We start from the raw sequence: 23552 nt of genomic DNA on the forward strand, positions 1-23552 counted from the left end.
AGTTGCAGGGCCTTGGGTCTCTGACTATTCCTATTCGCCGTAAGGAATCCAGATATTCTTTACATCGACGGCGCGGCGCAGGAAAAGCGTGCCTTCGCCGGCGGCGCGATCGTTCCAATCGGTGGCCTTGCCGTAATCGACGAATGTCCGCTTGAGGTTGCCCACAGATAGTTTCTCGACCATGGCGGATAGTTCATCGCTGCCAAACGCCCAAACAGCATCAACATCGTTGTGAGCTGCAAGGGTCTTGGCGAGTTCGATTGACGATCCGGTCACGATGTTGATGACACCCGCTGGCACATCCGACGTCTCGAGGATCGAGTAGAAATCAGTCGCGGCGAGCGGGTAGGCCTCACTCGGCACCGCAACCACGCGGTTGCCCATGGCGACAAGCGGCGCAACGAGGCTGACAAAACCGAGTAGCGGAGCTTCGGGCGGGCATATGACCCCAGCTACGCCCAATGGTTCCGGCATTGCCAAGGCCACACCTCGCAGGGGCGGAGCATGCACCGCGCCCTCGAACTTGTCCGCCCAGGCGCCATAGGTAAAGAGCCGTGCGATAGAGGCGTCCACCTCCGCCCTCGCCGCCGCTGCGGAAGACCCGGTCATGGCGGCAATCCGCGCGGCAAATTCGTCGGCGCGTCCGGAAAGGTTTTCGGCGATGTAATAGAGGATCTGCGCGCGATTGTGCGTCGTCGCGCTCGACCAGGCGGAAGCCGCCTGCGCGGCGACAACGGCGTTGCGAATATCCTTGCGGTTGCCGTCGCCGACCTCCCCGATCACCTTTCCTTTGGGCGAGATCACGGCGCGCGAATAATTGCCGTCCGGCCGCGCTTGCTTGCCGCCGATGAAGAGCTTGGCCGTCCGGTCGATCGCCGGCGCGGAAAAATCCCCGACTACAGGCTTGAGCTCGGGCAAATTCGGTAGAACGCGCGCCTTGCGGCCGATCCACGCTTTGGGCTTCAGATATTCGTAGCAGCCTTCGCGCCCGCCCTCACGTCCAAAGCCGGATTCGCGCTTGCCGCCAAAGCCGACCGCGGCATCAAACAGGTTCGTCGCATTGACCCAGACGACGCCGGCCGCAAGCTTGGCCGCGACGTTGAGCGCAAGGCCGATCGTCTCGCTCCACACGCTGGCGGAAAGACCATAGCGCGAATGATTGGCGAGTTGGACCGCTTCCTCGGGCGTGCGAAACGTCATGGACACGGCAACCGGCCCGAAGATCTCTTCGGTCGCAACGATCGAGGTGGGTTGCACGCCGCTCAGAAGCGTCGGCGGGTAGAAACTTCCACCCTTCGGCATTTCGATCTGCGCCTGGTGCAGTTCTGCGCCTTCGGCTAGGCCCTTCTTCACCAGCGCTTCAATGCGGCTGAGCTGCACTGGCGCAACGATGGCGCCCATGTCGATCGACTTATCGAGCGGGAGACCGACCCGCAGAGTCTGCATGCGGCGCTTCAGCCGGTCATGGAAAAGCTTGGCGATGCCTTCCTGGACGAGGAGCCTCGATCCGGCGCAGCATACCTGACCCTGGTTGAACCAGATCGCATCGACGACACCTTCGACCGCACCATCGACGTCGGCATCATCAAATACGATGAAGGGTGATTTGCCGCCAAGTTCGAGGGTAAGCGATTTGCCGCTGCCCGCCGTGCGCTCGCGAATGATGCGGCCGACTTCCGTCGATCCGGTGAAGGCAATCTTGTCGATATCGCCATGATCGACGAGCAGCGCGCCGGCTTCACCCTCGCCGGTGACAATATTGAGAACGCCCGGCGGAAGGCCGGCCGCTGCTGCCAGCTCCGCGAAAAGCAAGGCGGTCAGCGAGGTAAATTCCGCTGGCTTAAGAACAACCGTATTGCCGAGCGCCAGGGCGGGGGCAATCTTCCATGCGAGCATGAGAAAGGGGAAGTTCCAGGGAATGATCTGGCCGACGACGCCGACCGGAACGTTATCGGCAAATTCAGTGTCCTGGATCTGCGCCCATCCCGCATGATGATAAAAGTGGCGAGCGGCGAGCGGCACATCGATATCGCGCGTCTCGCGGATCGGCTTGCCGTTGTCTATGGCTTCGACCACTGCGATCAGGCGGGCGTGCCGCTGGATCATCCGGGCAAGCGCGTAGAGGTGGCGAGCACGAAGGTGACCGGGAAGCCTTGCCCAGGAAACTTGTGCCTTGCGGGCTGCGGCGACCGCCTTGTCGACGTCCGCCTTGTCGCCAACGGCGAGTTTGGCAAGGCGCTTGCCGGTGGCGGGCTCGAACGTATCGAACGTCTTCCCCGACGTAGAGGGCACGAAGGCGCCGTTGATGAAGTGGCCAAAACTCGACTTGTGGCGAGCCAGCCAATCGCGGGCTTCGGTATCGGCCTCGGGCGCGGGGCCGTAGGACATTTCGTCAAAATAGGTCGCGACTGTCATGGCATTATCCGATCGGATGTCTGTTGAGCGCCGAATAGGCGCCTGTAACGTGATGTTCCAATTGCCGCTCGATGTCGGCAAGAAGGCTCGATGCGCCGATTCGGAAGAGATCGGGCTCGAGCCACTCCCGGCCAAGTTCTTCCTTCATGAGGAACTGATAGTTCAGCACGTCCTTTGCCGCAGAAATGCCGCCAGCCGGCTTGTAGCCTATTTTGAACCCCGTGCGCTCCTCGTAGGCGCGGATCATGCGCAACATCACCAGCGTAACAGCCAGCGTTGCGTTGACGCCTTCCTTGCCGGTCGATGTCTTGATGAAATCTGCACCGGCCATCATGCAGACGAGCGAGGCACGCGCCACATTGCGCAAGGTCTTGAGGTCGCCGGTGGCGAGGATCGCCTTTACGTGCGCATCGCCGCAGGCCCTGCGATAGTCCTGCATCTCCGCATAGAGTGCGGTCCAGTTGCCAGTCAGCACATGTTCGCGGGTGATGACGATATCGATCTCTTTTGCACCGTCGGCAACCGACGCTTCGATCTCCTTCACCTTGAGGTGGTGCGGACTAAGCCCCGCCGGAAAGCCGGTCGAGACCGCGGCGACGGGAATGCCGGAATCGCCGAGGGCTTCCACCGCCGTCGCTACGAAGCGATGGTAGACGCAGATGGCTCCGGTGGTGATCGACCGCTTGCCCATGCCCAAAGCGTCGAGAATATCCTGCCGCACCGGGTGCATCGCCTTGGCGCACAGGCGTTTGACCCGTTCGGCCGTGTCGTCGCCGTTGAGTGTCGTCAGATCGATACAGGTGACCGCCTTCAACAGCCACGCTGCCTGGGCGTCCTTCTTGACCGTACGCCTGCCGGGAAGGCTTGCGACACGGCGCTCGACGGCGGAAAGGTTAACCCGCGCGTCAAGCACCCAGGAAAGGTCGAGTTCCATGCCAGGATTGCGCGGCCAGCCATTCGCCCTGGCGTGGTCCACCAGCCTCGTTGGCGAGGAACCGGCTGTCACAACCCCGCCATCGCCTGATGCAGTGATAATCCGGGCTTTTTCCACGAGAAAACTTCCTCCAGCGAATGCAAGTCTAGCATAGGCGCTTCGCGCCGACAGACCAGAACATTCGCACCGGCCCTCGCCATCATTGTTAGAATAGTATCAGGTTTTGTTATTTTTCCATCAAAATGGCGATGGCGTCAAGGGGCTTTAGGCACGTCCATCTCGCCTTCCTCGGTGATGATCGCCTGGAAGGCCGCAACGGGCGCAAACAGAACGGGCTTGACCTTGCCCATTTTGCTGCTGTCGGCGACAAGCAGGCTCATTTCAGCAAACTCGATCGCTCTTTGCTTGACCGGTGCTTCATGAAAGTGCGCGCAAGACGCGCCCCGGCTCATATCCAGTCCGGCAGCCGAAATGAACGCAGTATTGATGCCAAGCTTGGAGAGGGTTTCAAGGCCGGAATCGCCGGAAAACGAAGCGGACGAAGCGTAATAAAGCCCGCCAAGCATCACCAGGCTGATGTTCGGGCGCCGCGTCAGCCGCTCGGCGACATTAAGCGCATAACAGATGGCAGTGATCCGGTAGTCGGCGGGAACATGGTCGATGAGGCTGAGCAGCGTCGTGCCGCAATCGATGAAGATCGTATCGTCGGGGCGAATATATCTGGCGGCATGCGCGCAGGCCCTCACCTTGGCGGCGGCATGGGTGTCCACCGCCTGCGACAAATCGTAAGGACTGTCGTTCCAGAAATCGCCAGCCGGAACGATATGGCCGCCAAGGTAGCCGAACTGGTCGGGATTTTCAGCAACGTCGCGGCGGACGGTCATTTCGGAAACGTTGAGCAGCAGGGCTGCATCCTTGAGACGCAATACCCGCCGCGCCCGGAGCGCTCCCGAGAGATCTGCTATTCGCCGTGCCTTGCGGCTTACCATTGCGTTTCGTCCCCTCAACCATTGTGACAACTGTTAAAAACATAACAGATCGCGTTCAAGGAGCAATGAACCGCAACGAAGCCGCATAACTATGTTGCTCGTGCAGAAAAGCGAAGGAGTTCTGCCGCCGTCATAGTCGCTGGCTTATGGTACCCTCGGCACAGCTTGACCGCCGTTGCTCCACTTTTCTGACATATTGACGCAGATTCTTTGTCGTTACCTATACAATTTGCCAGAGAGACTACTTACATCTTTGGTGAAGGACAGACGACGAAAGGTGATCCTCACCTCATTGCAGACACAACTATGTGCCTAAATTGCATCTACACAAGATAACAACAATTAGTGTCTTGCACAGTGGAGCGACTCACCTGACAGTGTAACGATACGGCATGCAATCCTCTGAGCGGAGGGGCGGCCCCTTCAGCTCAAGTTCCGTCGAACTTGCATGCGGCTGGAGGTTGGAAATGACAACGCAGGCATCTGACGTATTCAGTCTCTTCTCAGAGATCTACAGCAGCGAAAAGCAGGAAGAGATGAGCCTGCAAGAGTATCTGCTGGCCTGCCGCAACGATCCCAAGATGTTTGCCACCGCTTCCGAACGCATGGTCGATGCCATCGGCGAACCGACCCTGGTCGATACCAGTACCGACGAACGCCTCGGCCGCATCTATCTCAATCGCACGATCAAGATCTATCCGGCCTTTGCCGATTTCTACGGCATGGAAGACACGATCGAACGCATTGTCGGTTATTTCCGCTATGCCGCTCAGGGTCTGGAAGAGCGTAAGCAGATACTTTATCTGCTCGGGCCGGTTGGCGGTGGTAAGTCTTCACTTGCGGAACGGCTGAAGCAATTGATGGAGCGCCGCCCCATCTACACCCTCAAGGCGGGCAACCAGATAAGCCCCATCTTCGAATCGCCGCTCGGCCTGTTCCAGCCTGATCGCATGGCTGGCCTCCTCGAAGACAAATACGGCATTGCCCGCAGACGCCTCAACGGGCTGATCTCCCCCTGGGCGGCGAAACGGCTCGACGAATTTGCCGGTGACATCTCCAAGTTCAGTGTCGTCAAGCTTGCTCCATCGCGGCTGCGCCAGATTGGCATCGCCAAGACCGAACCTGGCGACGAGAACAACCAGGACGTTTCCTCGCTCGTCGGCAAGGTCGATATCCGCCAGCTCGAGAATTTCAGCCAGGCCGACCCCGACGCTTATTCCTATAGCGGCGGCCTTAACCGGACCACGCAGGGAATGCTCGAGTTCGTCGAAATGTTCAAGGCGCCGATCAAGGTCCTGCACCCGCTGCTGACGGCGACACAGGAAGGCAATTACAACGGCACCGAGAATTTCGGCGCCTTCCCGTTCCAGGGGATCATTCTTGCCCACTCGAACGAATCCGAATGGCTCCAGTTCAAGAACAACAAGAACAACGAGGCCTTCCTCGACCGCATGTCTGTCGTGAAGGTGCCCTATTGCGTGCGGGTGACGGAAGAAAAGCAGATCTACGAAAAGCTGCTGCGTGAGAGCGAACTCGTCAACAATCCCTGCGCACCGGAAGTGCTGGAAATTCTCAGCCGCTTTACGGTTTCAACCCGGCTTGCGGAGCACGAAAATTCCCCGCTCTACACCAAGATGCGCGTCTATGACGGCGAGAACCTGCGTGAATCCGATCCTAAGGCGAAATCGGTGCAAGAGTACCGTGACGCCGCAGGCGTCGATGAAGGCATGAATGGCATCAGCACGCGCTTTGCCTTCAAGGTTCTCTCGGAAACGTTCAACTACGACACCAAACAGGTTGCGGCTGACCCCGTCCACTTGATGTATGTGCTCGAACAGTCGGTCAAGCGCGAGCAATTCCCGCAGGAGATCGAATCCAGCTACCTCGATTTCATCAAATCGGAACTGGCATCCCGTTATGCTGAGTTCATCGGCCACGAGATACAGAAGGCCTATCTCGAATCCTATAGTGAATACGGCCAGAACCTCTTCGACCGTTATATCGCCTACGCCGATGCGTGGATCGAGGACCAGGACTACAAGGATCCCGATACTGGCCAGATTCTCAATCGAGGCATTCTCGACGGTGAGCTGTCGCAAATCGAAAAGCCGGCCGGCATCGCCAATCCCAAGGACTTCCGCAACGAGGTCGTGAAGTTCACCCTGCGCGCCAAGGCCAAAAATAATGGCCGCAACCCGTCCTGGACCAGCTACGAAAAGTTGCGCGAAGTCATCGAGAAGCGCATGTTTGGCCAGGTCGAGGATCTGCTGCCGGTCATCAGCTTCGGTTCGAAGAAGGATGGCGCCACCGAGAAGCAGCATACGGAGTTCGTCCAGCGCATGGTCGAGCGGGGTTATACGGAACGGCAGGTTCGTCGACTGGTGGATTGGTACATGCGCGTGAACAAGGCGGGGTGATCGCCGAAGAAAGGTGCTTGCATGCCGAGCTTCATCGATCGCCGCCTTAACCCCAAGGACAAGAGCCTGAGCAATCGTCAACGCTTTCTGCGCCGCGCGCGCGGAGAGCTGAAGCGCGTCGTCCATGAAAAGATAAAGTCGGGCAAGATCGTCGATGTGGATGCGGGCCACAGCGTCCCGTTTCCCCTGGACGGCACCAGCGAGCCAAGCTTTCAGGCGGATCGAAGCAGCGGCAGGCGCGAACACGTCCTGCCTGGTAACAAGGAATTCACTGCCGGTGACCGCCTCGCCAAACCCGGTCAGGGAGGCGGCACGGGTGCGGGCAAGGGCGCTGCGTCCGAAGGCGACATGGAGGATGATTTCCAGTTCGTGCTGTCGCGCGAGGAGGTGCTCGATCTGTTCTTCGAAGACCTAGAACTTCCGGACATGATCAAGTCCAGTCTCAAAGAGGCCGTTACCTTTCGCTCGCGCCGTGCTGGTTTTACCATTGCCGGCGCCCCGACCAACATCAATGTCGGGCGAACCATGCGCAACAGTTTTGGCCGCCGCATCGCACTGCAGCGCCCCAAGCTTGCTCAGGTCGAAGCAATCGCCAAGGAAATCGAGGAACTCGAAGCAAAGCACCCGAAGCCCGGCAGCGCTGCCTTCGACCGCCTTGCGAAAATGCGCAGCGAGTTGGAACGTCTTGAGCGCCGCCGCAAAGTGGTTGGATATATCGACCCTGTTGATATTCGTTTCAATCGCTTCGAGCCGCAGCCCTTGCCTAATGCAAGCGCCGTGATGTTCTGCCTCATGGATGTTTCAGGTTCCATGGGCGAGCGCGAGAAGGACCTGGCCAAGCGCTTCTTCGTGCTACTCCACCTCTTTTTGAAACGGCGTTACGAGCGCATCGACATCGTTTTCATCCGCCATACGCATCAGGCGCACGAAGTCGACGAAGAGACGTTCTTTCGCAGCACCCAAAGCGGCGGCACGGTCGTATCGACCGCGCTGGAGGAAATGCAGCGCATTATCCTTGAGCGCTATCCGAGCCAGGATTGGAACATATATGCCGCCCAGGCTTCGGACGGCGACAACCTCGCGGGCGATTCCGAACATTGCGTCAATCTGTTGAACAAAGAGATCATGAAGCTTTGCCAGTATTATGCCTATGTCGAGATTCTGGACGAACGCGAGAGCGCCATATTCCGCTCGACCGACAATGGTACCTCGCTGTGGCGTTCCTATCGACAGGTCGGGGAAAATTGGCGAAACTTCCAGATGACGCGAATAGCCAAGCCAGGCGACATCTACCCGGTGTTCCGCCAGCTCTTCGCCAAGCAACCATCTTCCGCCAAGAACGGCTGAGCGGGGTCATAGATGAGTAAGAGTGCGGGCGCTTCCGACCTTCTGTTCACCGGGTCCGACTGGACCTTCGATACATTGTCCCGGACCTATCACGCGATCAAGGAGGTCGCCCTCGATGATCTCGGGCTCGACTGCTATCCCAATCAGCTCGAAATCATTTCCTCCGAACAGATGTTGGATGCCTATTCGTCCAATGGCATGCCGCTCATCTACCAGCATTGGTCTTTCGGCAAGCATTTCGTCTACGAGGAATATCTCTACCGCAAGGGCAGGCGCGGCCTCGCCTATGAGATCGTCATCAATTCCAATCCATGCATCGCCTATCTGATGGAAGAAAACACGATGGCCTTGCAGGCATTGGTCATCGCCCATGCCTCCTTCGGCCACAACCATTTCTTCAAGAACAACTACCTCTTCAGGCAATGGACCGATGCCAGCGCCATCCTCGACTATATGGAGTTCGCCAAGGGCTATGTTTCGCGTTGCGAGGAACGATATGGTTTTGCGGCCGTCGAATCCATCCTCGATGCAGCGCATACCCTGATGGATCAGGCGGTTTTCCGCTACCGCCGTCCGCCCCGCATTTCCTCGGCCAAGGAACAGGCGCGCGTTCGCGAGCGCTTGGAGTATGAGGAAAAGATTTTCAGCGATCTTTGGCGAACCTTGCCGCAGCCACGGCAAAGCGAGGACACGACCGAGGCCGAAATGGAGGCGCAGGAGCGCAAGAAAGCCCTCAACCTGCCGGAAGAGAACCTTCTCTATTTTCTTGAGAAGAACAGCCTGATCCTTGAGCCATGGGAGCGCGAGATCCTGCGCATCGTCCGTGTCGTCGCCCAGTATTTCTATCCGCAGCGGCAAACCAAAGTGATGAATGAGGGCTGCGCAACGTTTGTCCACTACACGATCATGAACATGCTGTTCGACCGGGGAAAGATAAGCGAAGGCCACCTTCTGGAGATGCTTCATAGCCATTCCAATGTGGTGTTCCAGCCAGGTTTTGACGATCCGCGTTTTTCGGGACTCAACCCTTATGCGATCGGTTTCGCCATGATGCAGGATATCGAGCGCATCTGTACCAAACCGACGGCCGAGGACCGCGACTGGTTCCCCGAGTTTGCCGGCAATGGCGACTGGCGCGGCACCTTGCTCGATGCTTGGGCCAATCACCGGGATGAATCATTCCTGCTGCAATATTTGAGCCCTGCGCTCATCCGCAAGATGCGGCTTTTCGCTCTCGATGATGAATCGAAGGAAAAGCACTACCAGGTCGCGTCTATCCATAACGAACGAGGCTATGAGAAAATTCGCAGCTCCCTCGCCCGCAGCTATGACATCGGCATGAACCAGCCCAATATCCAGGTTGTCGATGTCGATCTGCTCGGCAATCGCCACCTTCGGCTACAGCATACGGCTCGCGACGGCATTGTGCTCAGCGAAAGCACCCGGGACGCAACCTTGCGCCATGTACGTCGCCTGTGGGGCTATGACGTCAGTCTCGTCGGCGTCGATGCCGAATTCGGCAACGTTCTCTACGAAACATCGACGGACAAGTTCTCCGGATAGCGATTCAGGTCGAGAGGCGGTGCTCGCGGCGGTCACTCTCGGTGACGTTTGCAAGGTCAATCGCCATTTGCAGCCTGGCCGCGTGGCGAAAAGACGGCTCGAGGGTCAGGCCGATGGCCACGGCCTCGACGAAGCGCTGATAGTTAGTCTGAACTGGATCGACATTGATCTCCCTCCACGTTGCGGTCTCAATATCGGCGTCAAGGCAAACAAGAAGCCTGGAACCGTCGTGGCGATGAAGCACTTCGAGCGATCCCTTGTCGCCATAAACGCGCAGCCGCAGTTCATTCACATGACCTGTCGCCCAGCGGCTGGAATGCACCACGCCGAGGGCGCCGTTCTTGAAGCTCACGCTCATGGTGAAGCTGTCATTGGCATCGAGTTCATATTCGCCGATACGATTGCCCTCGGCTTTGTCGAATGCTTTTAGCCGGCAAAACACTTCGTCGATTTCGGTGTCCGTTGCATAAACCACGAAATCGAGAATGTGGACACCGACGTCCCCCAGGGTGCCGTTGGAGCCATGGTTCTTGGAGAGGCGCCATAGCCATTGGCTTTCCGTGCGCCAGTCGCCCCATTGCCTTGAGACCAGCCAGCTTTGCAGATATGACGCCTCGACATGCTTGACCGTCCCGATCCGACCGCTCGTGACCAGCTTGCGCGCCGCCTGCAGCTGGGCAACGTTGCGATAGGTCAGGTTGACCATGCCCACGAGATTGGCGGATTCGGCCTTCTCGGCCATCTCCATCGCATCTACCGAATTCGTGGCCAGCGGCTTTTCGCAGAAGACGTGCTTGCCGGCGGCGAGGCATTGCAGGGTCGTCGAATAATGCGCGCTGTCGGGCGTAACATTTGCAACGGCATCGAAGTCTCCCCAGGCAAGTGCGTCTGCCAGCGAGGTGAACGCCTTTTCGATACCGTATTTCGCGCGAAACGCCTCGGCGCGGGCGGGATCGACATCCACGGCGCCTGCAAGCGTCACCGTCCCGATCTCGGCGAAACTGCGCGCATGTGCATTAGCCATCTGGCCGGTACCCAAGATCAAAAGACGCATCGACCCACCTGCTCCTGATGCCAATCCAGCGATATCAGCGAAAGCCTTCCTGGCCTTCGGCGTGAACGCTGCCGCCCCGCGCCTCGATCGGCTCGAGCGCCTTCTCGACCGGCACATTCGGCGCGGTTGTTATAGTGGGATACCGCTCAGGATTATAGGCCCAGTTCACGGCGTTACGCAGAACGAGGCCAACCGTCTCGTGGTAATAGGTCGGATAAGTCTCATGACCCGGCCGGAAATAGAACACATTGCCCGCGCCCCTGCGATAGGTCAGACCCGAACGAAAGACCTCGCCGCCCTGGAACCACGATACGAACACCGTCTCGAGCGGTTCGGGCACGGAAAACGGTTCGCCATACATTTCCTCGTTCTCGATCTCGAAATAGGCAGGAAGCCCCCGCGCAATGGGATGACCCGGATTGACAACCCAGAGCCGCTCACGCTCGCCGGCCTCGCGCCAATTGAGGGCACAAGGCGAACCCATCAGCCGCTTGAAAATTTTCGAGAAATGGCCGGAGTGGAGAACGATCAGCCCCATGCCCTCCCATACGCGTTTTGCCACCCGTTCAACGATCTCATCGCCGACATCGCCATGGGCTTGGTGCCCCCACCAAACCAGCACGTCGGTTTCGCCGAGCGCCCTTTCGGTCAGACCATGCTCAGGCTCTTGCAAGGTCGTTGTCTTGACGGAAATCTCTTCGTCCGCGGCAAGAAGTTTTGCTATCTGTGTGTGCATGCCTTCGGGGTAAATCCCGGCAACGGTCTTATTCGTCTGTTCATGAACGTTTTCGCCCCAGACGAGTGTTCGGATAGCCATGTCTCTATTCCTGTTTCTCGGATACGATCGGGAGGGTACGCGCCCAGTATGACGCTCAGAAGGCGATGCCTTCAACCAGACCAATGATCAACGCATTGGTCTGGTTCCATATTCTTCAGAAGCAGGATGCATGAAACCCCCTCCAATGAACGAAGGGGATTTCCGTTGTTAGCGGATCGGCGGAGCGTACATCAGGCCGCCGGCGTTCCACAGGGCGTTGATGCCGCGATCAATCTTGAGCGGGCTACCCTTGCCGAGACTGCGCTCGAACATCTCGCCGTAATTACCGGTCGCAGCGACGATGTTGTAAACCCACTTCTGGTCGAGACCCATGGATTCGCCGGTATTGCCTTCCGCACCAAGGAAGCGGCGAACTTCGGGATTGTCGGATTCCAACTGTGCAGCGATGTTATCCTTGGTGACGCCGAGTTCCTCCGCGTTGATCAGGGCAAACAAGGTCCACCGGACTATGCCGAACCAACGGTCGTCGCCCTGGCGGACGGCCGGTCCCAACGGCTCCTTGGAGATGATCTCCGGCAATACCAGCGATGAATCCGGATCGGTCAGGACAAGACGCTGCGCATAGAGCGCGGAGGCGTCTGTCGTATAGACGTCGCAGCGATCCGTATTGAATGCAGCAATCGTCTGATCGGCTTTTTCGAACGAGATGATGTCGTACTTGATGTTGTTCGCCTTGAAGAAATCCGCGGCGTTCATTTCGGTGGTTGTGCCGGTTTCGGTGCATAGCGTCGCGCCGGAGAGTTCCTTTGCGCTGTTTACGCCAACGGATTTCTTCACCATGAAGCCCTGGCCGTCATAATAGATCGTCCCGACGAAGCGCATGCCCATGCCGGTATCGCGCGACTGCGTCCACGTCGTCTGGCGCGACAGGAGATCGACTTCGCCTGATTGAAGAGCCGCAAATCGCGCCTTCGTCGAAAGCGGCACATAGGTCACCTTGCTAGGATCGCCGAGGACGGCTGCCGCTACGGCCTTGCAGAAATCAACGTCGAAGCCCGTCCAGACGCCCTTGTCGTCGGCATTGGAAAAGCCGAGCACGCCTTCGCTTACGCCGCAATTGAGCTTGCCACGCTCCTTGATCGTTGCGAGCGTATCGGCCGACGCGGGCGATGCCGCGAACGCTGCCGACGCCAGCAGCAGTGCAATAACGGATGTCAGTTTCATTGTGTTCTCCCTCGTTTGGCAGGCAAAGCCTGTCCGTGCCGCCGGACACATGTCCGAAGACCCATTGGTTTCGATGTTTGAGTTTACCGGCGTCGCCTGCTGCAGACTGTGCCGGGCTTGCGCCTTTTATGCCTCGGCCATGACCGCTGCGAACGTCTCCTCCATGACCTCGATCAGCAGATCCGCATTGGCGCGGCTGAAAATCATCGGGGGACGCAGTTTCAGCACGTTGTCGTGCGGTCCCTCGGTTCCCATCAACACGCCCCGCTCCCTTGCCCCGTTATTGATCGTGCGGGCAATCTCCGTGGCCGGTTGCTTGGTCTTGCGATCGGTAACAAGTTCGATGCCGAGGAACAGACCCTGGCCGCGAACGTCGCCGATCACTTCATAACGCGCCTGCATCGCCCTGAAACGCTCCAGCAGATAGTTGCCGATCGAGAGCGCGTTGCCGCGCAGATCGTCACGCTCGATCACGTCGAGCACGGCAAGCCCGACCGCGCAGGAAACGGGATTACCACCGAACGTATTGAAATATTCCATCCCGTTATTGAACGAGGCAGCCACCTCGCGGGTCGTCACCACGGCTGCCATCGGATGGCCGTTTCCGATCGGCTTGCCCATGGTGACGATGTCGGGCACGACGCCTTGCGTCTCGAAAGCCCACCAGTGGCTCCCAACGCGCCCAAACCCGACCTGCACCTCATCTGCCGCGCAAATTCCGCCGGCGGCGCGCACCATGGCATAGACTTCCCCAAGGTAGCCTTCGGGCAGGAAGACCTGTCCCGCCACGCTGGGGATGGACTCGGCCAGGAAGACGCCCGGTCCCTTGCCGGCCCTGCGCATCGCCGCGATCTGCTCGGCAACGCTCTCGGCATACCGCTGCGCGATCTTATCCGCCGGCCAATCGGCAGGCGCGCGGTAGGTGTCAGGTATAGTCGCTTCATAGACGTGCGACTTCCGGCCCTTGCCGCCTTTCCGCTTATATTTGTAGGGGCTGAGATCGATAAGCTCCTGGGTCGTGCCGTGGTACGCCCAATCGAGCACGATCGCCTCCTCGCGGCCCGTATGGGCGCGCATCATCCGCAACATCAGGCTGTTAGCCTCGCTGCCGCTGCAGGCAAGGGTTGCCACGCACAAGTCACTGGGAAGGGTCGCTGTCAGTCGCTCGGCGTAATCGACGATGTTGTCGTGGAGATAGCGCGTGTTCGTATTCAGAATTCCGGCCTGCTTGCGCAATGCCTCTACGACATCGGGATGGGCATGGCCGAGATGGCAGACATTGTTGAAGCAGTCGAGATACGCCCTGCCGCGATCATCGATCAGCCAGGCGCCCTCCCCGCGGACAAATTTGATCGGCTCGGCATAGGAAATGGAAAGGTTGGGCAGAAGGATGGACTTGCGCTCGGCAACGATCTCGCTTCGGCTCCGCCCAGACTGCTCGAACGTCTCCGGCGGCAATCCCGCAAAGGCTGCGGCATTGGGGAAAAGCTCGGCCCAGACCGGGAGAAATGCCGGCTCGCCCACACCCAGTATCTCCATCGCCGCCAACTGTGTGTCGACCGACAGCTGGAGATGCAGGTGGGGAACCCAACCGCCATTTTCCGAAGGAGCACCCATCTCCCCGATAAGGTTGCCGGCGGCTAGTTTTTCACCAGGGCGCAAACGACCGACTGCCTCATGCGCGAGGTGCCCCCAGAGCGTCGCGAATGGCGGACAGCCTTCCGGCCGGTGTTCTAGCTTGACCAGACAGCCATAACCGAGGGGGTCCTCTTCGATCATTACTTCTCTGACGACGGCGTCGATCGGGGTAAAGAGCTTCGTCCCGGCAGGCATGAAGAGATCGAGGCCGAGGTGCCGGGTGCGCCGTGTTCCTGCAATGAAGCGCGACTCGAACATCGTGCCGGTATAGACCGAGCGCTCCTCCCCCCAGGGACCGATGCCGAGCGCAATTTTCTGATCGCCAGAATAGGCATCCCACCACTCGGTCGCCTTCTCGGGCTCCTTTCCAGCCGAAAGCATGGTCATCGGGTTTTGTGGATCGCCATATGGCACGATGCCCTTCGCGAGCCGCGCCGGATGCGTCGCAAGAATCGGCTGGAAGGACTTGTTGTTATCCTCTATCCAACGGACGATGGCTTTCGCGCCGGGGAATGCGTCGTAGCCGCAGGCCTGTCGCAGGATTGCGGTGGCAAGGCCCGGGTTCATCCGGTCGAGCCGCCGCAGCAAGTTCCAGGCAGGTGCCTCGCTCACTTGCAGATACGGATTTTCGGCAGTCTTGTCGCTGCGCTGTGCCGACATGGTTACGCTGATGACGAGCCGCATTACAATCAGGTCGAAGAGCAGGTCGACTTCCTCCTCCAGAAGCGGGTACTGCGCGTTGAAACCTGCAACAATCAACCCGGCAGCTCCGATCGGGTCCTCGACTTCCAGAATGGAGTAGGCGCAGGCAACGGCGACCTCCGCAATCAGCACGCTGTGCAGTGCATCACCGAAATCGATGAGGCCGGCGATCCGAGTGGGGTCGGAGGCGTCGACCAGCACATTCCAGTCATTGGCATCATTGTGAATGACGGCAGCGCGCAAGGCAGGCAGGCGCGGGGCGACATCACGGTTGAAGCGATCGAGCCAGCGTTCCAGCAAGGCGCGATCGCCTGCGTCGTTGACATATTGCACTCGCTGCCGCGACAACCCCGCCGCCCGAATATCCCAATCGAAAGTTCGCAGCGCGCCGGTGTGGATGAAGCCCTGCATTGCCCGGTCCAACTCGCCGAGAACTTTGCCGAGATTGCCAAGCGTTGCCGGCGTTCGCGCCATTGTCGCGAGTGGTTCGCCGATCTGCCAGGACACCATGCGAACGGCATGCAGTCCGCCGCTCGGCCCTTCGACGCTTGCGAGCGCCAGACCGGTCAAGGTGCGGCGCAGCCGGGGCACAGCGAGTTCGCAGGCGTGCTTTTCAAGGTGCTCAAGCAATGCCGTTTGAAAATCGCTCTGATCACGCGGCTCGCTGGCGTTGACGATCTTCAGGATGAAGGAATGACCATCGTTCGCATCGATCTTGAAATTCTGGTCCCGCTCGCTGGCAAGCGGGCTGATCCGGCCTTCGATACCGAAGTGCTCACGAGCGATTGTGAGGGCTTCCGTGTCCGAGAACGACGGTGCCGGATGAGACAGATCAATCATGCGCAGGCTCCATTTTCTTCAAGCTTGGCATGGGCCAAAAAATCGGGCATCCGTTAATCCGCCGGTTTCATCGTCGTTTTGACGGCCCTGACCGGCATTTGGTCGGCGAGGATGAAAGTGCAATGAAAGAGCTTGATGACAAGGACCGCGCGATCCTGAGCATCCTTTCGCGCGATGCCAAAATTCCCATCAAGACTCTCGCCGGCGAGATCGGTCTTTCGCGCAGCGCGACGAGCGAAAGGATACTCTTTCTCGAAAAGTCAGGTGTCATTCGCGGCTATCGCGCCGATATCGGCCAGCTGAACGAAGGGCTGATTTGCGCCTTTCTACTCATCAGCCTGGTTCGCACGCCCTCGCTCGGCGTCCTCGACCGCCTTGCCGCCTATCCCGAAGTTCGGCGTGTCTCGTCAGTCAGCGGCCAACTTGACCTGATCGTCGAAATTGAAGTGCCATCGATCAATCACCTCAACATAATTCGCGACAGGGTCGCGACGATGGATCAGGTCGACGATGTAACGACGTCGATCATCCTGCGGCGCGACATCGACCGAGGCGACGCCAGCCTCGCACTTTAGCTGTTGCCGACTTGACGGCGGACCGCCGCGACCTATGCTGCTATGGATCGGCGGATCGCCAGCACTCTGGGAGGAGAGCATGGGAAGACTGCATGAGGTCTTGCACGCGGAACACATCCAAACGGCGCTTGCCGGCGATGCTGCGGCGCAGTCAGCACTTGTCGCATCGTGGGGACGGTCCATGCGCCTCTATGGGCTCAACCCGGAGGAACATACGCCACCGAACGTTTTGACAGACCGCGAACTATCGGAGGCGCGCGAACGGCTCGGTTCGTTGATCGACACGGCATCCGGAACCCTCGACCGCCTCTATACTGCCGTCGGCGGTGCCGGTTGCTGCGTTCTCCTCGCCGACAAGGAGGGCGTGCCGGTCGATCGTCGCGGCTATGCCGGTGACGATACGACGTTCTACAAGATCGGGCTTTGGACGGGAGCCGTGTGGAGCGAAGAAAGCGAAGGCACGAACGGGATTGGAACCGCCATTGCCGAGCAACGATCGCTGACCATCCACCGCGACCAGCATTTTCGCAGCCGCAACACCGCCCTTTCCTGCACTGTCGCGCCCATCTTCGACCATCGCGGTCGCTTGATGGCCGTGATCGATGTCTCGTCGGCGCGGTCCGATCTCACGGAAGACTTTGTCAAGCTTATTGCCATGGCGGTCGTCGATGCGGCCCGCCGTGTCGAGGCCGAGAATTTCCGTCTTGCTTTTCCCAAGGCGCGCATCGTCATGGCAGGCGACAATATTGCCGGCGATCGCGTCGTCAATGCGCTGATTGCCGTCGACCAGGACGATCTCGTCATCGGCGCGTCACGGTCCGCACGCCACGTCTTCGGCTTGACTGATGAAAGCCTCAGCGGTCCCCTGCCGGCCGCCAATCTCCTTGGCCAGGAGATCGATCCCGAACGCGGTTTCGCCTCGGCCGAGCGCAGCGTCATCCGCCGCGCCCTAAGCAATGCAGGGGGTAATGTTTCCCTTGCGGCCGGAATGCTTGGGATGAGCCGCGCCACGCTGCATCGGAAGCTTAAGCGCCTCGGACTCAATTAGCGCGGGCAATTGTCTCAGATCTGCGACACTCGCACTGTCATGTTGCCGGCACCCGGCTGACAGGCCGGGCTTTCTCGCCGATGCTCCAACCCTGCCGCAGGAGGCGGTATTTAACGCGCGAGTTCGTCAAAACCGGCTCGCGTCAGGGAGGAAATCACATGAACAAGGTAGAGTTCAACCGCACAGCCAAACCCAAATTCAAGTCGCGATACGGCAACTTCATCGGCGGTAAATTCGTCGAGCCGAGGTCCGGCAAATATTTCGAAAATACGTCGCCCGTAAACGGCCAGGTAATTTGCGAAATCGCCCGCTCTGACGCCAGTGATGTCGAAGCAGCACTCGATGCAGCGCATGCTGCCAAGGAGGCCTGGGGCCGCACCAGCCCGGCCGAGCGCAGCGTCATCCTCAACAAGATCGCCCAAGTGATGGAAGACAACCTCGACATCCTGGCCGAAGCCGAAACCTGGGACAACGGCAAGCCCATTCGCGAAACGACCGCAGCCGACCTGCCACTGGCGATCGACCATCTGCGCTATTTCGCCGGCGCCATCCGCGCGCAGGAGGGTGGCATTTCCGAGATCGACCACGACACGGTCGCCTATCATTTCCACGAACCGCTCGGCGTCGTCGGCCAGATCATTCCGTGGAACTTCCCGCTTCTCATGGCGATCTGGAAGCTTGCACCCGCTCTCGCTGCCGGCAATTGCGTCGTGCTGAAGCCTGCCGAACAGACACCCGCATCGATCCTCGTTTTTGCCGAATTGGTTGGCGACCTTCTGCCGCCAGGCGTCCTCAATATCGTCAACGGCTTTGGCCTTGAGGCAGGCAAGCCCCTCGCCTCCAGCCCGCGCATTGCCAAGATCGCATTTACCGGCGAGACGACGACTGGCCGGCTGATCATGCAATATGCAAGCCAGAATCTCATTCCCGTCACACTCGAACTCGGCGGCAAATCACCCAACATCTTCTTCAAGGATGTCACGGCTGAGGATGACGATTTCTTCGACAAGGCGATCGAAGGTTTCGTCATGTTCGCGCTCAATCAGGGCGAGGTTTGCACATGCCCTAGCCGCGCCCTCGTTCATGAAGCAATCTATGACAAGTTCATGGAGCGTGCGTTGAAGCGCGTCGAGGCTATCGTCCAGGGCGACCCGCTCGATCCAGCGACCATGATCGGCGCGCAGGCCTCCAGCGAACAACTCGAGAAGATCCTCTCCTACATGGACATCGGCAGGCAGGAAGGCGCCGAGGTCCTGATCGGTGGCGGTCGCAACGAACTTCCAGGCGATCTTGCCGGCGGCTACTATGTCAAGCCGACGGTATTCAAGGGTCACAACCGCATGCGCATCTTCCAGGAAGAGATCTTCGGTCCAGTGGTTTCCGTGACCACCTTCAAGGATAATGACGAGGCCCTGTCGATTGCCAATGACACGCTCTACGGTCTCGGCGCCGGGATCTGGAGCCGCGACGCCAATACCTGCTATCGCTTTGGCCGCGCCATCCAGGCCGGACGCGTGTGGACCAATTGTTACCACGCCTACCCGGCGCATGCCGCGTTCGGCGGATACAAGCAGTCTGGCATCGGCCGGGAAAATCATCTGAAGATGCTTGACCACTACCAGCAGACGAAGAACATGCTTGTGAGCTATAGTCCAAAGAAACTCGGCTTCTTCTGACCGGTTGGATCATTGATGGCGCTGGGAAGGCTGGCGCCGTCAATTTCACTTGGAGGCTCCCATGGAAGAAAAAGTCACCGCCACCCCTGCTGCGCTCGAATTGATTTCGACCCTGCAATCAGAATACGGGCCGATCCTCTTTCACCAGTCCGGCGGCTGCTGCGACGGTTCTTCGCCCATGTGCTATGCGCAAGGCGATTTCATTATCGGTGACCAGGACGTCAAGCTTGGCGAGATCGGCGGCGCGCCGGTTTACATCAGCGCCTCCCAGTACGATGTCTGGAAACACACCGACCTGATCATCGACGTCGTTCCGGGACGGGGCGGCATGTTCTCGCTCGACAATGGCCGTGAAGTGCGGTTCCTCACACGCTCCACGATCTGTGCCGTTGGCAGCAACCAGTGACCGCGGCTTCGCTCCCCCGGGAGGCCAAACGCGGTCCACACGTTAATCCTCTGTTTAGGTTAATGTTTTTGCCGAAGCGGAAGGCAATACGACTTTCACTTCCGCTCGTTCGGCGCAACCCTATGTTCGCTCGCCAAGCGTAGCTGTCATAAAATTCCGTCTTCGTCATGTGGTCACCAGTTGAACGTGGCTGCCATTGGCCCGCAGCTGAGCAAGGAGCATCGGCCAGACCGAAAACTCCTCGCGTGCCGCCTTGTCCGTCAAGGAACGCAGATAACCGCCGGCCGAGTTGATATGGTCTGCCCTTTCGAGGATGCATGCTACGACAATCGCCGCATTTTCCTGGCCCAGTATATCGCAAGCTTCCTCATAGGCCGAAGGACTCACCCCAAGCATCGAGCGCACGACCACGGCCGCGGCCATCAGGTCCTGCCAGCTTGAAATACCGTCGCGCCCATAGGCGGCAATGCTCGGGCATGCCTGGCGAACCAATGCAAGCGGGATTGGCCTGTCGGCCTGCGCAGTTTGCCGTGTCTGCGCGCTTCTGGCCGTCTTGTCTGATACCGACTGCTCTATCTTTGTCCGTCCCGTTTGATCAACGACTTTTGCCCCCTGGTCTTTTCTAAAGCCGGGTTCAAGATCAGAAGTGGATTGGGTGTTTGAATTTTGTTTGTGGCGCTCAGTATGGGACTCTTTGGCGCTCATATTCTTAGAATTTAACTGCTTCTCCAAGGTATTAGACACTTCCATGTGGATGCATTCCAGACCGTCCACAGCGGGTTCCAGATCGTGGATGGTCGCTTGGCGCGGAATCCCGTCAATGACACTGCGAAACCGCCTATACTGCGCGCTCCAGTCAAGATCGGGCAAAGTCTCGAAGCCGAGTTCAATAAGTTTGACAATATCGCGCCGGAGCAGCGTTACGCGCTCCTTCATCAGCTTCAGCTGAAGCCGTTCGCTTCTCACCTGTTCGGCCATTGCTGCGAGTTCCTCGGCCCGCGCCACCAAGGGAGCCAGCGAGAAGCCGAATGCTTCACCACCCTCCCCTCCCCGCGCCTTGCGTGCGAAGCGTTTGCCGTTGGGGCTGTCCTTGCGGAAAATGAGCCCCGCTTCGATCAGAGCAGCGAGGTGGCGACGCAATGTGGCGGGAGCCATTCCATGCGCCCGCAACGACAGCTGCGCGTTTGACGGGAAGACAACAAGCCCGTTTGCTTCGCTGAGCTCCGCCTGTGGATAGAACGTCAGCAGAGCGTTCAGTACCACCAGAGCGCGGTCCGAAATTCCTACCAGCGCCCTCGCCTCGCACAGGCTCCTGAACAGCTTCCATTTGTCGATCGACGTTGCCGGATCTATCTCCAGGGCCAGGTGTTGGGTTGCCAACATGCCAAGCGATAGCGACCGCCGCCCAAAGGGCGTCGTGAATGCATTCCCCGTCTGCATTGCCTCTTACCTTTCTAAAGGCAAAAGAAATCCACTCGCCAGAACGACGTCAAAATATCTTGACACTGATTCGGGGAAATGCGATTCTCGATCCTGCTAGAGATATGAGAGAAGCCTTCCGAGACAGCGATGTTGAGGTGGGCTTTTTTCTTTTGCGGGTTAATCTCCTGATTTATTGACCGTTTCCGATTGCTGGAATTCGCGGTAAAGCTCCTCCAGCCTGTCGGTAATATAGGATCCGAAGCGCGAAGCGTTTTTGGCTTTGAGCGCCAGGGTAAACGCCTTGCCGTTGTCGTTGATATCGACGCGGAGCGACTTGTCCGTCGGCGCCCAGGCCTTCTTGCGCGAAGCAGCGGCCTTAGCGGGGCGCTTGTTGGCCTTGCTCAACAAATCGAACAGTTGCCCAAAGCGCGCGTCGCCGGTCTCCGCTTCTAGTTCACCCGACGCGACCAGTGCCTTCGCCTTCGCCGCATTGCCTGGCATTTCCAATAGCTTCGAAAGCTGCCACCACCGATCCCGTCCCGTCGCCTTCGCAGCGCCGATAGCGAGGATGATATCTTCCGGGATGTGGGCGCCGACGGACTGCATTTTCGAGAACGTCGTCGCATCGATCGCCAATGCGGACCTGATGATGGACTGATCGTAGCCGAGATCGCCCAGCCGCTTTGCAAACAATGCGCGCTCAATGAAGGAAAGATTCGAACGGGCCGCATTCTCCTGGCCCTGTGCGATCACATGGTCCTGGTCCTCGAGCGCCTTCACGACGGCGCGGACCTGCCGGCCGAGATGCTTTGCTACCTTGACACGGCGGTGGCCGAAGACAACCTGGTAGCGCCCGGCCGCCGCTGGGTGCGGCCGCACAAGAATGGGCGAATCCTGCCCCCTCTCCCGCACCGCGGTCAGCAGCTCCTGAAACGCCTCGTCGTCCTCGTCGATACGGTCGGCAACGAACGATCCATCGACGAGATCGGGATCAAGTTCGACGACGCTTCCCTTGGCGAGTTCCTCGAAGGAGCTCTTTATCGAGCGCGACGCACCACTTACCACATAGTTCAGGGCATTGTTGCGCTCGGTCTTGACCGGCGCCGGGTTCATGACACTGCTGAAAATGTCCTTACGGGCCATCTATCTGCTCCCGCTAAGCTGTAAGCAATTGGTCCTGCGTTCCAATTTCGCGTTTTTTACTGCGGTAAACCCCTCACCCATGGTCAGCGTCCCCACGCACGGTGAATGAGCGTTGCGATCTCGGCGTTGACCGCGTCCAGCGACTCAATTGCGCGTTCATAGGTTGATCGCGTGAAGCTGTTCTTCTCGACCTCATAGAGGGTCTGCTTTGTTAGCCCGGCATCGGAGATTGCCGTGGATTTCAGCATGGGATTGGAAAGGATCTCCTCGGCCAGCATCGATTGCATGAAGCCGACCATCTGGGCCTGCGGAATGTCCGTCGGCTCGTAGCGCGTGATCAGGTAGCGGAACCAGTCGAGTTGGACCTTCGCCCCGGCCTGCTTGACTGTCTTCAGGATCCCGCCGAGCATCAACAGGAACTGCGACATCGACATGAGGTCGAGCATCTGCGGATGAACGGTAATAAGAACGGACGTCGCCGCCGACATGGCTGTCAGCGTCAGATAGCCAAGCTGCGGCGGGCAATCGACCACGACAACGTCGTAGCGGTTGTCCACTTCTTCGAGCGCCTTGCCGATACGGGTGAAGAACTGCCGGCCTTCGAGCGAGGAGCGGTCCTGCATAGCCAGCGGGGTGTCGTATTCATATTCCTGCAGTTCGAGATTTGCCGGGATTATGTCGAGCCCGGGAAAGTTGGTCGGCAGGATGACCTCGGAGATCGGCTTGCGCTCATCGTCGTAACGAATGGATTCGTAGAGTGACAAATTGCGATCGAGTTCGGGTTGAAAGCCATGCAGAGCCGACAATGAGGCTTGCGGATCAAGATCGATCGCAAGAACGCGGTGTCCGGTCAGTGCGAGGTATTGGGCAAGATGCGCAGCCGTCGTCGTCTTGCCGGATCCGCCCTTGAAATTGACCACGGCGATGACTTGCAGCTTGTCGCCCGGTTTGCGGTGCGGCACGTATTTCTTCACTTCGGTGCGGCCATTGCGATCGAGATAGTGCCGCAAGTCCATCATCTGCTCGGCCGTATAGGAACGGCGACCTGACGCAGCCTGTGCAGGTACAGGGCCTTTGCCCTCGAGGTGCAGTCGCTTCAGATTGTTCTGCGTGACGCCGAGATAATGGGCGACCTCGGCCATCGAAAAGGAACGCAATGTCTTCTTCGCATTCGGAGGAAACTTCTCCATCCGAAGTTGGTCCAGCCGGCGGGAAATCTCCGCCCCTTGATCGAGGATCTTGTCGTCGAACTCGAACTTGGGCAGAGGCATTGCGATATTCATCTGAATCGAAACCTCTAATAGCGCTTTTTCAAAGCAAACGCTTTACGAAGCGCCATTAAGCTCCGATTCGTCTGATCCGGCAAGAATTTTTGGGTTAA

At 58.8% G+C, this 23552-nt stretch carries 17 protein-coding genes; 7 read left to right on the forward strand and 10 right to left on the reverse strand.

The genetic code is table 11. From position 1 onward, the window contains the following. Nucleotides 1-30 precede the first annotated feature (30 nt). The 3 genes from BR48_RS0120000 to BR48_RS0120010 form a co-directional block, all read right to left on the reverse strand. Nucleotides 31-2415 carry an aldehyde dehydrogenase family protein gene (locus BR48_RS0120000; protein WP_027232935.1) on the reverse strand — a complete coding sequence of 795 codons (2385 nt, stop codon included), beginning with the start codon at nt 2413-2415 and terminating at the stop codon, nt 31-33. Between the two features lie 4 nt (nt 2416-2419). Then, the gene (gene deoC, locus BR48_RS0120005; protein ID WP_228017049.1) at nt 2420-3349 is read right to left on the reverse strand and encodes a deoxyribose-phosphate aldolase; all 930 of its coding nucleotides are present in this window, start codon (nt 3347-3349) and stop codon (nt 2420-2422) included. Between the two features lie 254 nt (nt 3350-3603). Continuing rightward, nucleotides 3604-4338 (reverse strand): DeoR/GlpR family DNA-binding transcription regulator, encoded by a 735-nt coding sequence (locus BR48_RS0120010; protein WP_027232937.1) that lies wholly within the window; start codon nt 4336-4338, stop codon nt 3604-3606. Between the two features lie 467 nt (nt 4339-4805). Here BR48_RS0120010 and BR48_RS0120015 point away from each other — a divergent pair, with 467 nt between their 5' ends. The 3 genes from BR48_RS0120015 to BR48_RS0120025 are packed head-to-tail and all read left to right on the forward strand — an operon-like array spanning nt 4806 to nt 9665. Beyond that, nucleotides 4806-6755 (forward strand): PrkA family serine protein kinase, encoded by a 1950-nt coding sequence (locus BR48_RS0120015; protein WP_027232938.1) that lies wholly within the window; start codon nt 4806-4808, stop codon nt 6753-6755. 21 nt (nt 6756-6776) lie between these two features. Then, nucleotides 6777-8102 (forward strand): YeaH/YhbH family protein, encoded by a 1326-nt coding sequence (locus BR48_RS0120020; protein ID WP_027232939.1) that lies wholly within the window; start codon nt 6777-6779, stop codon nt 8100-8102. Between the two features lie 12 nt (nt 8103-8114). After that, complete coding sequence (locus BR48_RS0120025; RefSeq protein ID WP_027232940.1) at nt 8115-9665, forward strand: SpoVR family protein; 1551 nt, start codon at nt 8115-8117, stop codon at nt 9663-9665. 4 nt (nt 9666-9669) lie between these two features. Here the strand turns inward: BR48_RS0120025 and BR48_RS0120030 are convergent, their stop codons facing one another. From BR48_RS0120030 to BR48_RS0120045, 4 genes are all read right to left on the reverse strand, one after another. Next, complete coding sequence (locus BR48_RS0120030) at nt 9670-10719, reverse strand: Gfo/Idh/MocA family oxidoreductase (protein WP_027232941.1); 1050 nt, start codon at nt 10717-10719, stop codon at nt 9670-9672. A 34-nt stretch (nt 10720-10753) separates the two neighbouring features. Then, nucleotides 10754-11536, reverse strand: coding sequence for a ThuA domain-containing protein (locus tag BR48_RS0120035; RefSeq protein ID WP_027232942.1), 783 nt, complete (start codon nt 11534-11536; stop codon nt 10754-10756). A 168-nt stretch (nt 11537-11704) separates the two neighbouring features. Next, nucleotides 11705-12721, reverse strand: coding sequence for an amino acid ABC transporter substrate-binding protein (locus BR48_RS0120040; RefSeq protein WP_027232943.1), 1017 nt, complete (start codon nt 12719-12721; stop codon nt 11705-11707). A gap of 126 nt (nt 12722-12847) precedes the next feature. Then, nucleotides 12848-15901, reverse strand: a complete 3054-nt coding sequence (locus BR48_RS0120045) for an aminotransferase class III-fold pyridoxal phosphate-dependent enzyme (RefSeq protein ID WP_027232944.1) — start codon at nt 15899-15901, stop codon at nt 12848-12850. Between the two features lie 122 nt (nt 15902-16023). On the opposite strand from BR48_RS0120045, the gene BR48_RS0120050 reads away from it, so the two are divergent. The 4 genes from BR48_RS0120050 to BR48_RS0120065 all read left to right on the forward strand — a co-directional run bounded on the left by BR48_RS0120050 (nt 16024) and on the right by BR48_RS0120065 (nt 19606). After that, a complete protein-coding gene (locus BR48_RS0120050; RefSeq protein WP_027232945.1) occupies nt 16024-16476 on the forward strand; it encodes an Lrp/AsnC family transcriptional regulator in 453 nt (150 codons plus the stop codon). A 79-nt stretch (nt 16477-16555) separates the two neighbouring features. Further along, on the forward strand, nt 16556-17524 hold the full coding sequence (locus BR48_RS0120055) for a GAF domain-containing protein (protein WP_027232946.1): 969 nt from the start codon (nt 16556-16558) through the stop codon (nt 17522-17524). A 158-nt stretch (nt 17525-17682) separates the two neighbouring features. Then, nucleotides 17683-19200, forward strand: a complete 1518-nt coding sequence (gene adh / locus BR48_RS0120060; protein WP_027232947.1) for an aldehyde dehydrogenase — start codon at nt 17683-17685, stop codon at nt 19198-19200. Nucleotides 19201-19261: 61 nt separating this feature from the next. Further along, on the forward strand, nt 19262-19606 hold the full coding sequence (locus BR48_RS0120065) for a DUF779 domain-containing protein (RefSeq protein WP_027232948.1): 345 nt from the start codon (nt 19262-19264) through the stop codon (nt 19604-19606). A gap of 165 nt (nt 19607-19771) precedes the next feature. On the opposite strand, the gene repC is transcribed toward BR48_RS0120065, so the two are convergent. The 3 genes from repC to repA all read right to left on the reverse strand — a co-directional run bounded on the left by repC (nt 19772) and on the right by repA (nt 23454). Next, nucleotides 19772-21046, reverse strand: coding sequence for a plasmid replication protein RepC (gene repC, locus BR48_RS0120070; RefSeq protein WP_027232949.1), 1275 nt, complete (start codon nt 21044-21046; stop codon nt 19772-19774). A gap of 159 nt (nt 21047-21205) precedes the next feature. After that, nucleotides 21206-22171 (reverse strand): plasmid partitioning protein RepB, encoded by a 966-nt coding sequence (repB, locus tag BR48_RS0120075; RefSeq protein ID WP_027232950.1) that lies wholly within the window; start codon nt 22169-22171, stop codon nt 21206-21208. Nucleotides 22172-22254: 83 nt separating this feature from the next. Then, on the reverse strand, nt 22255-23454 hold the full coding sequence (gene repA / locus BR48_RS0120080; RefSeq protein ID WP_027232951.1) for a plasmid partitioning protein RepA: 1200 nt from the start codon (nt 23452-23454) through the stop codon (nt 22255-22257). Nucleotides 23455-23552: the final 98 nt, after the last annotated feature.

Source organism: Phyllobacterium sp. UNC302MFCol5.2, from assembly GCF_000686005.1.
Classification (GTDB): domain Bacteria; phylum Pseudomonadota; class Alphaproteobacteria; order Rhizobiales; family Rhizobiaceae; genus Phyllobacterium; species Phyllobacterium pellucidum.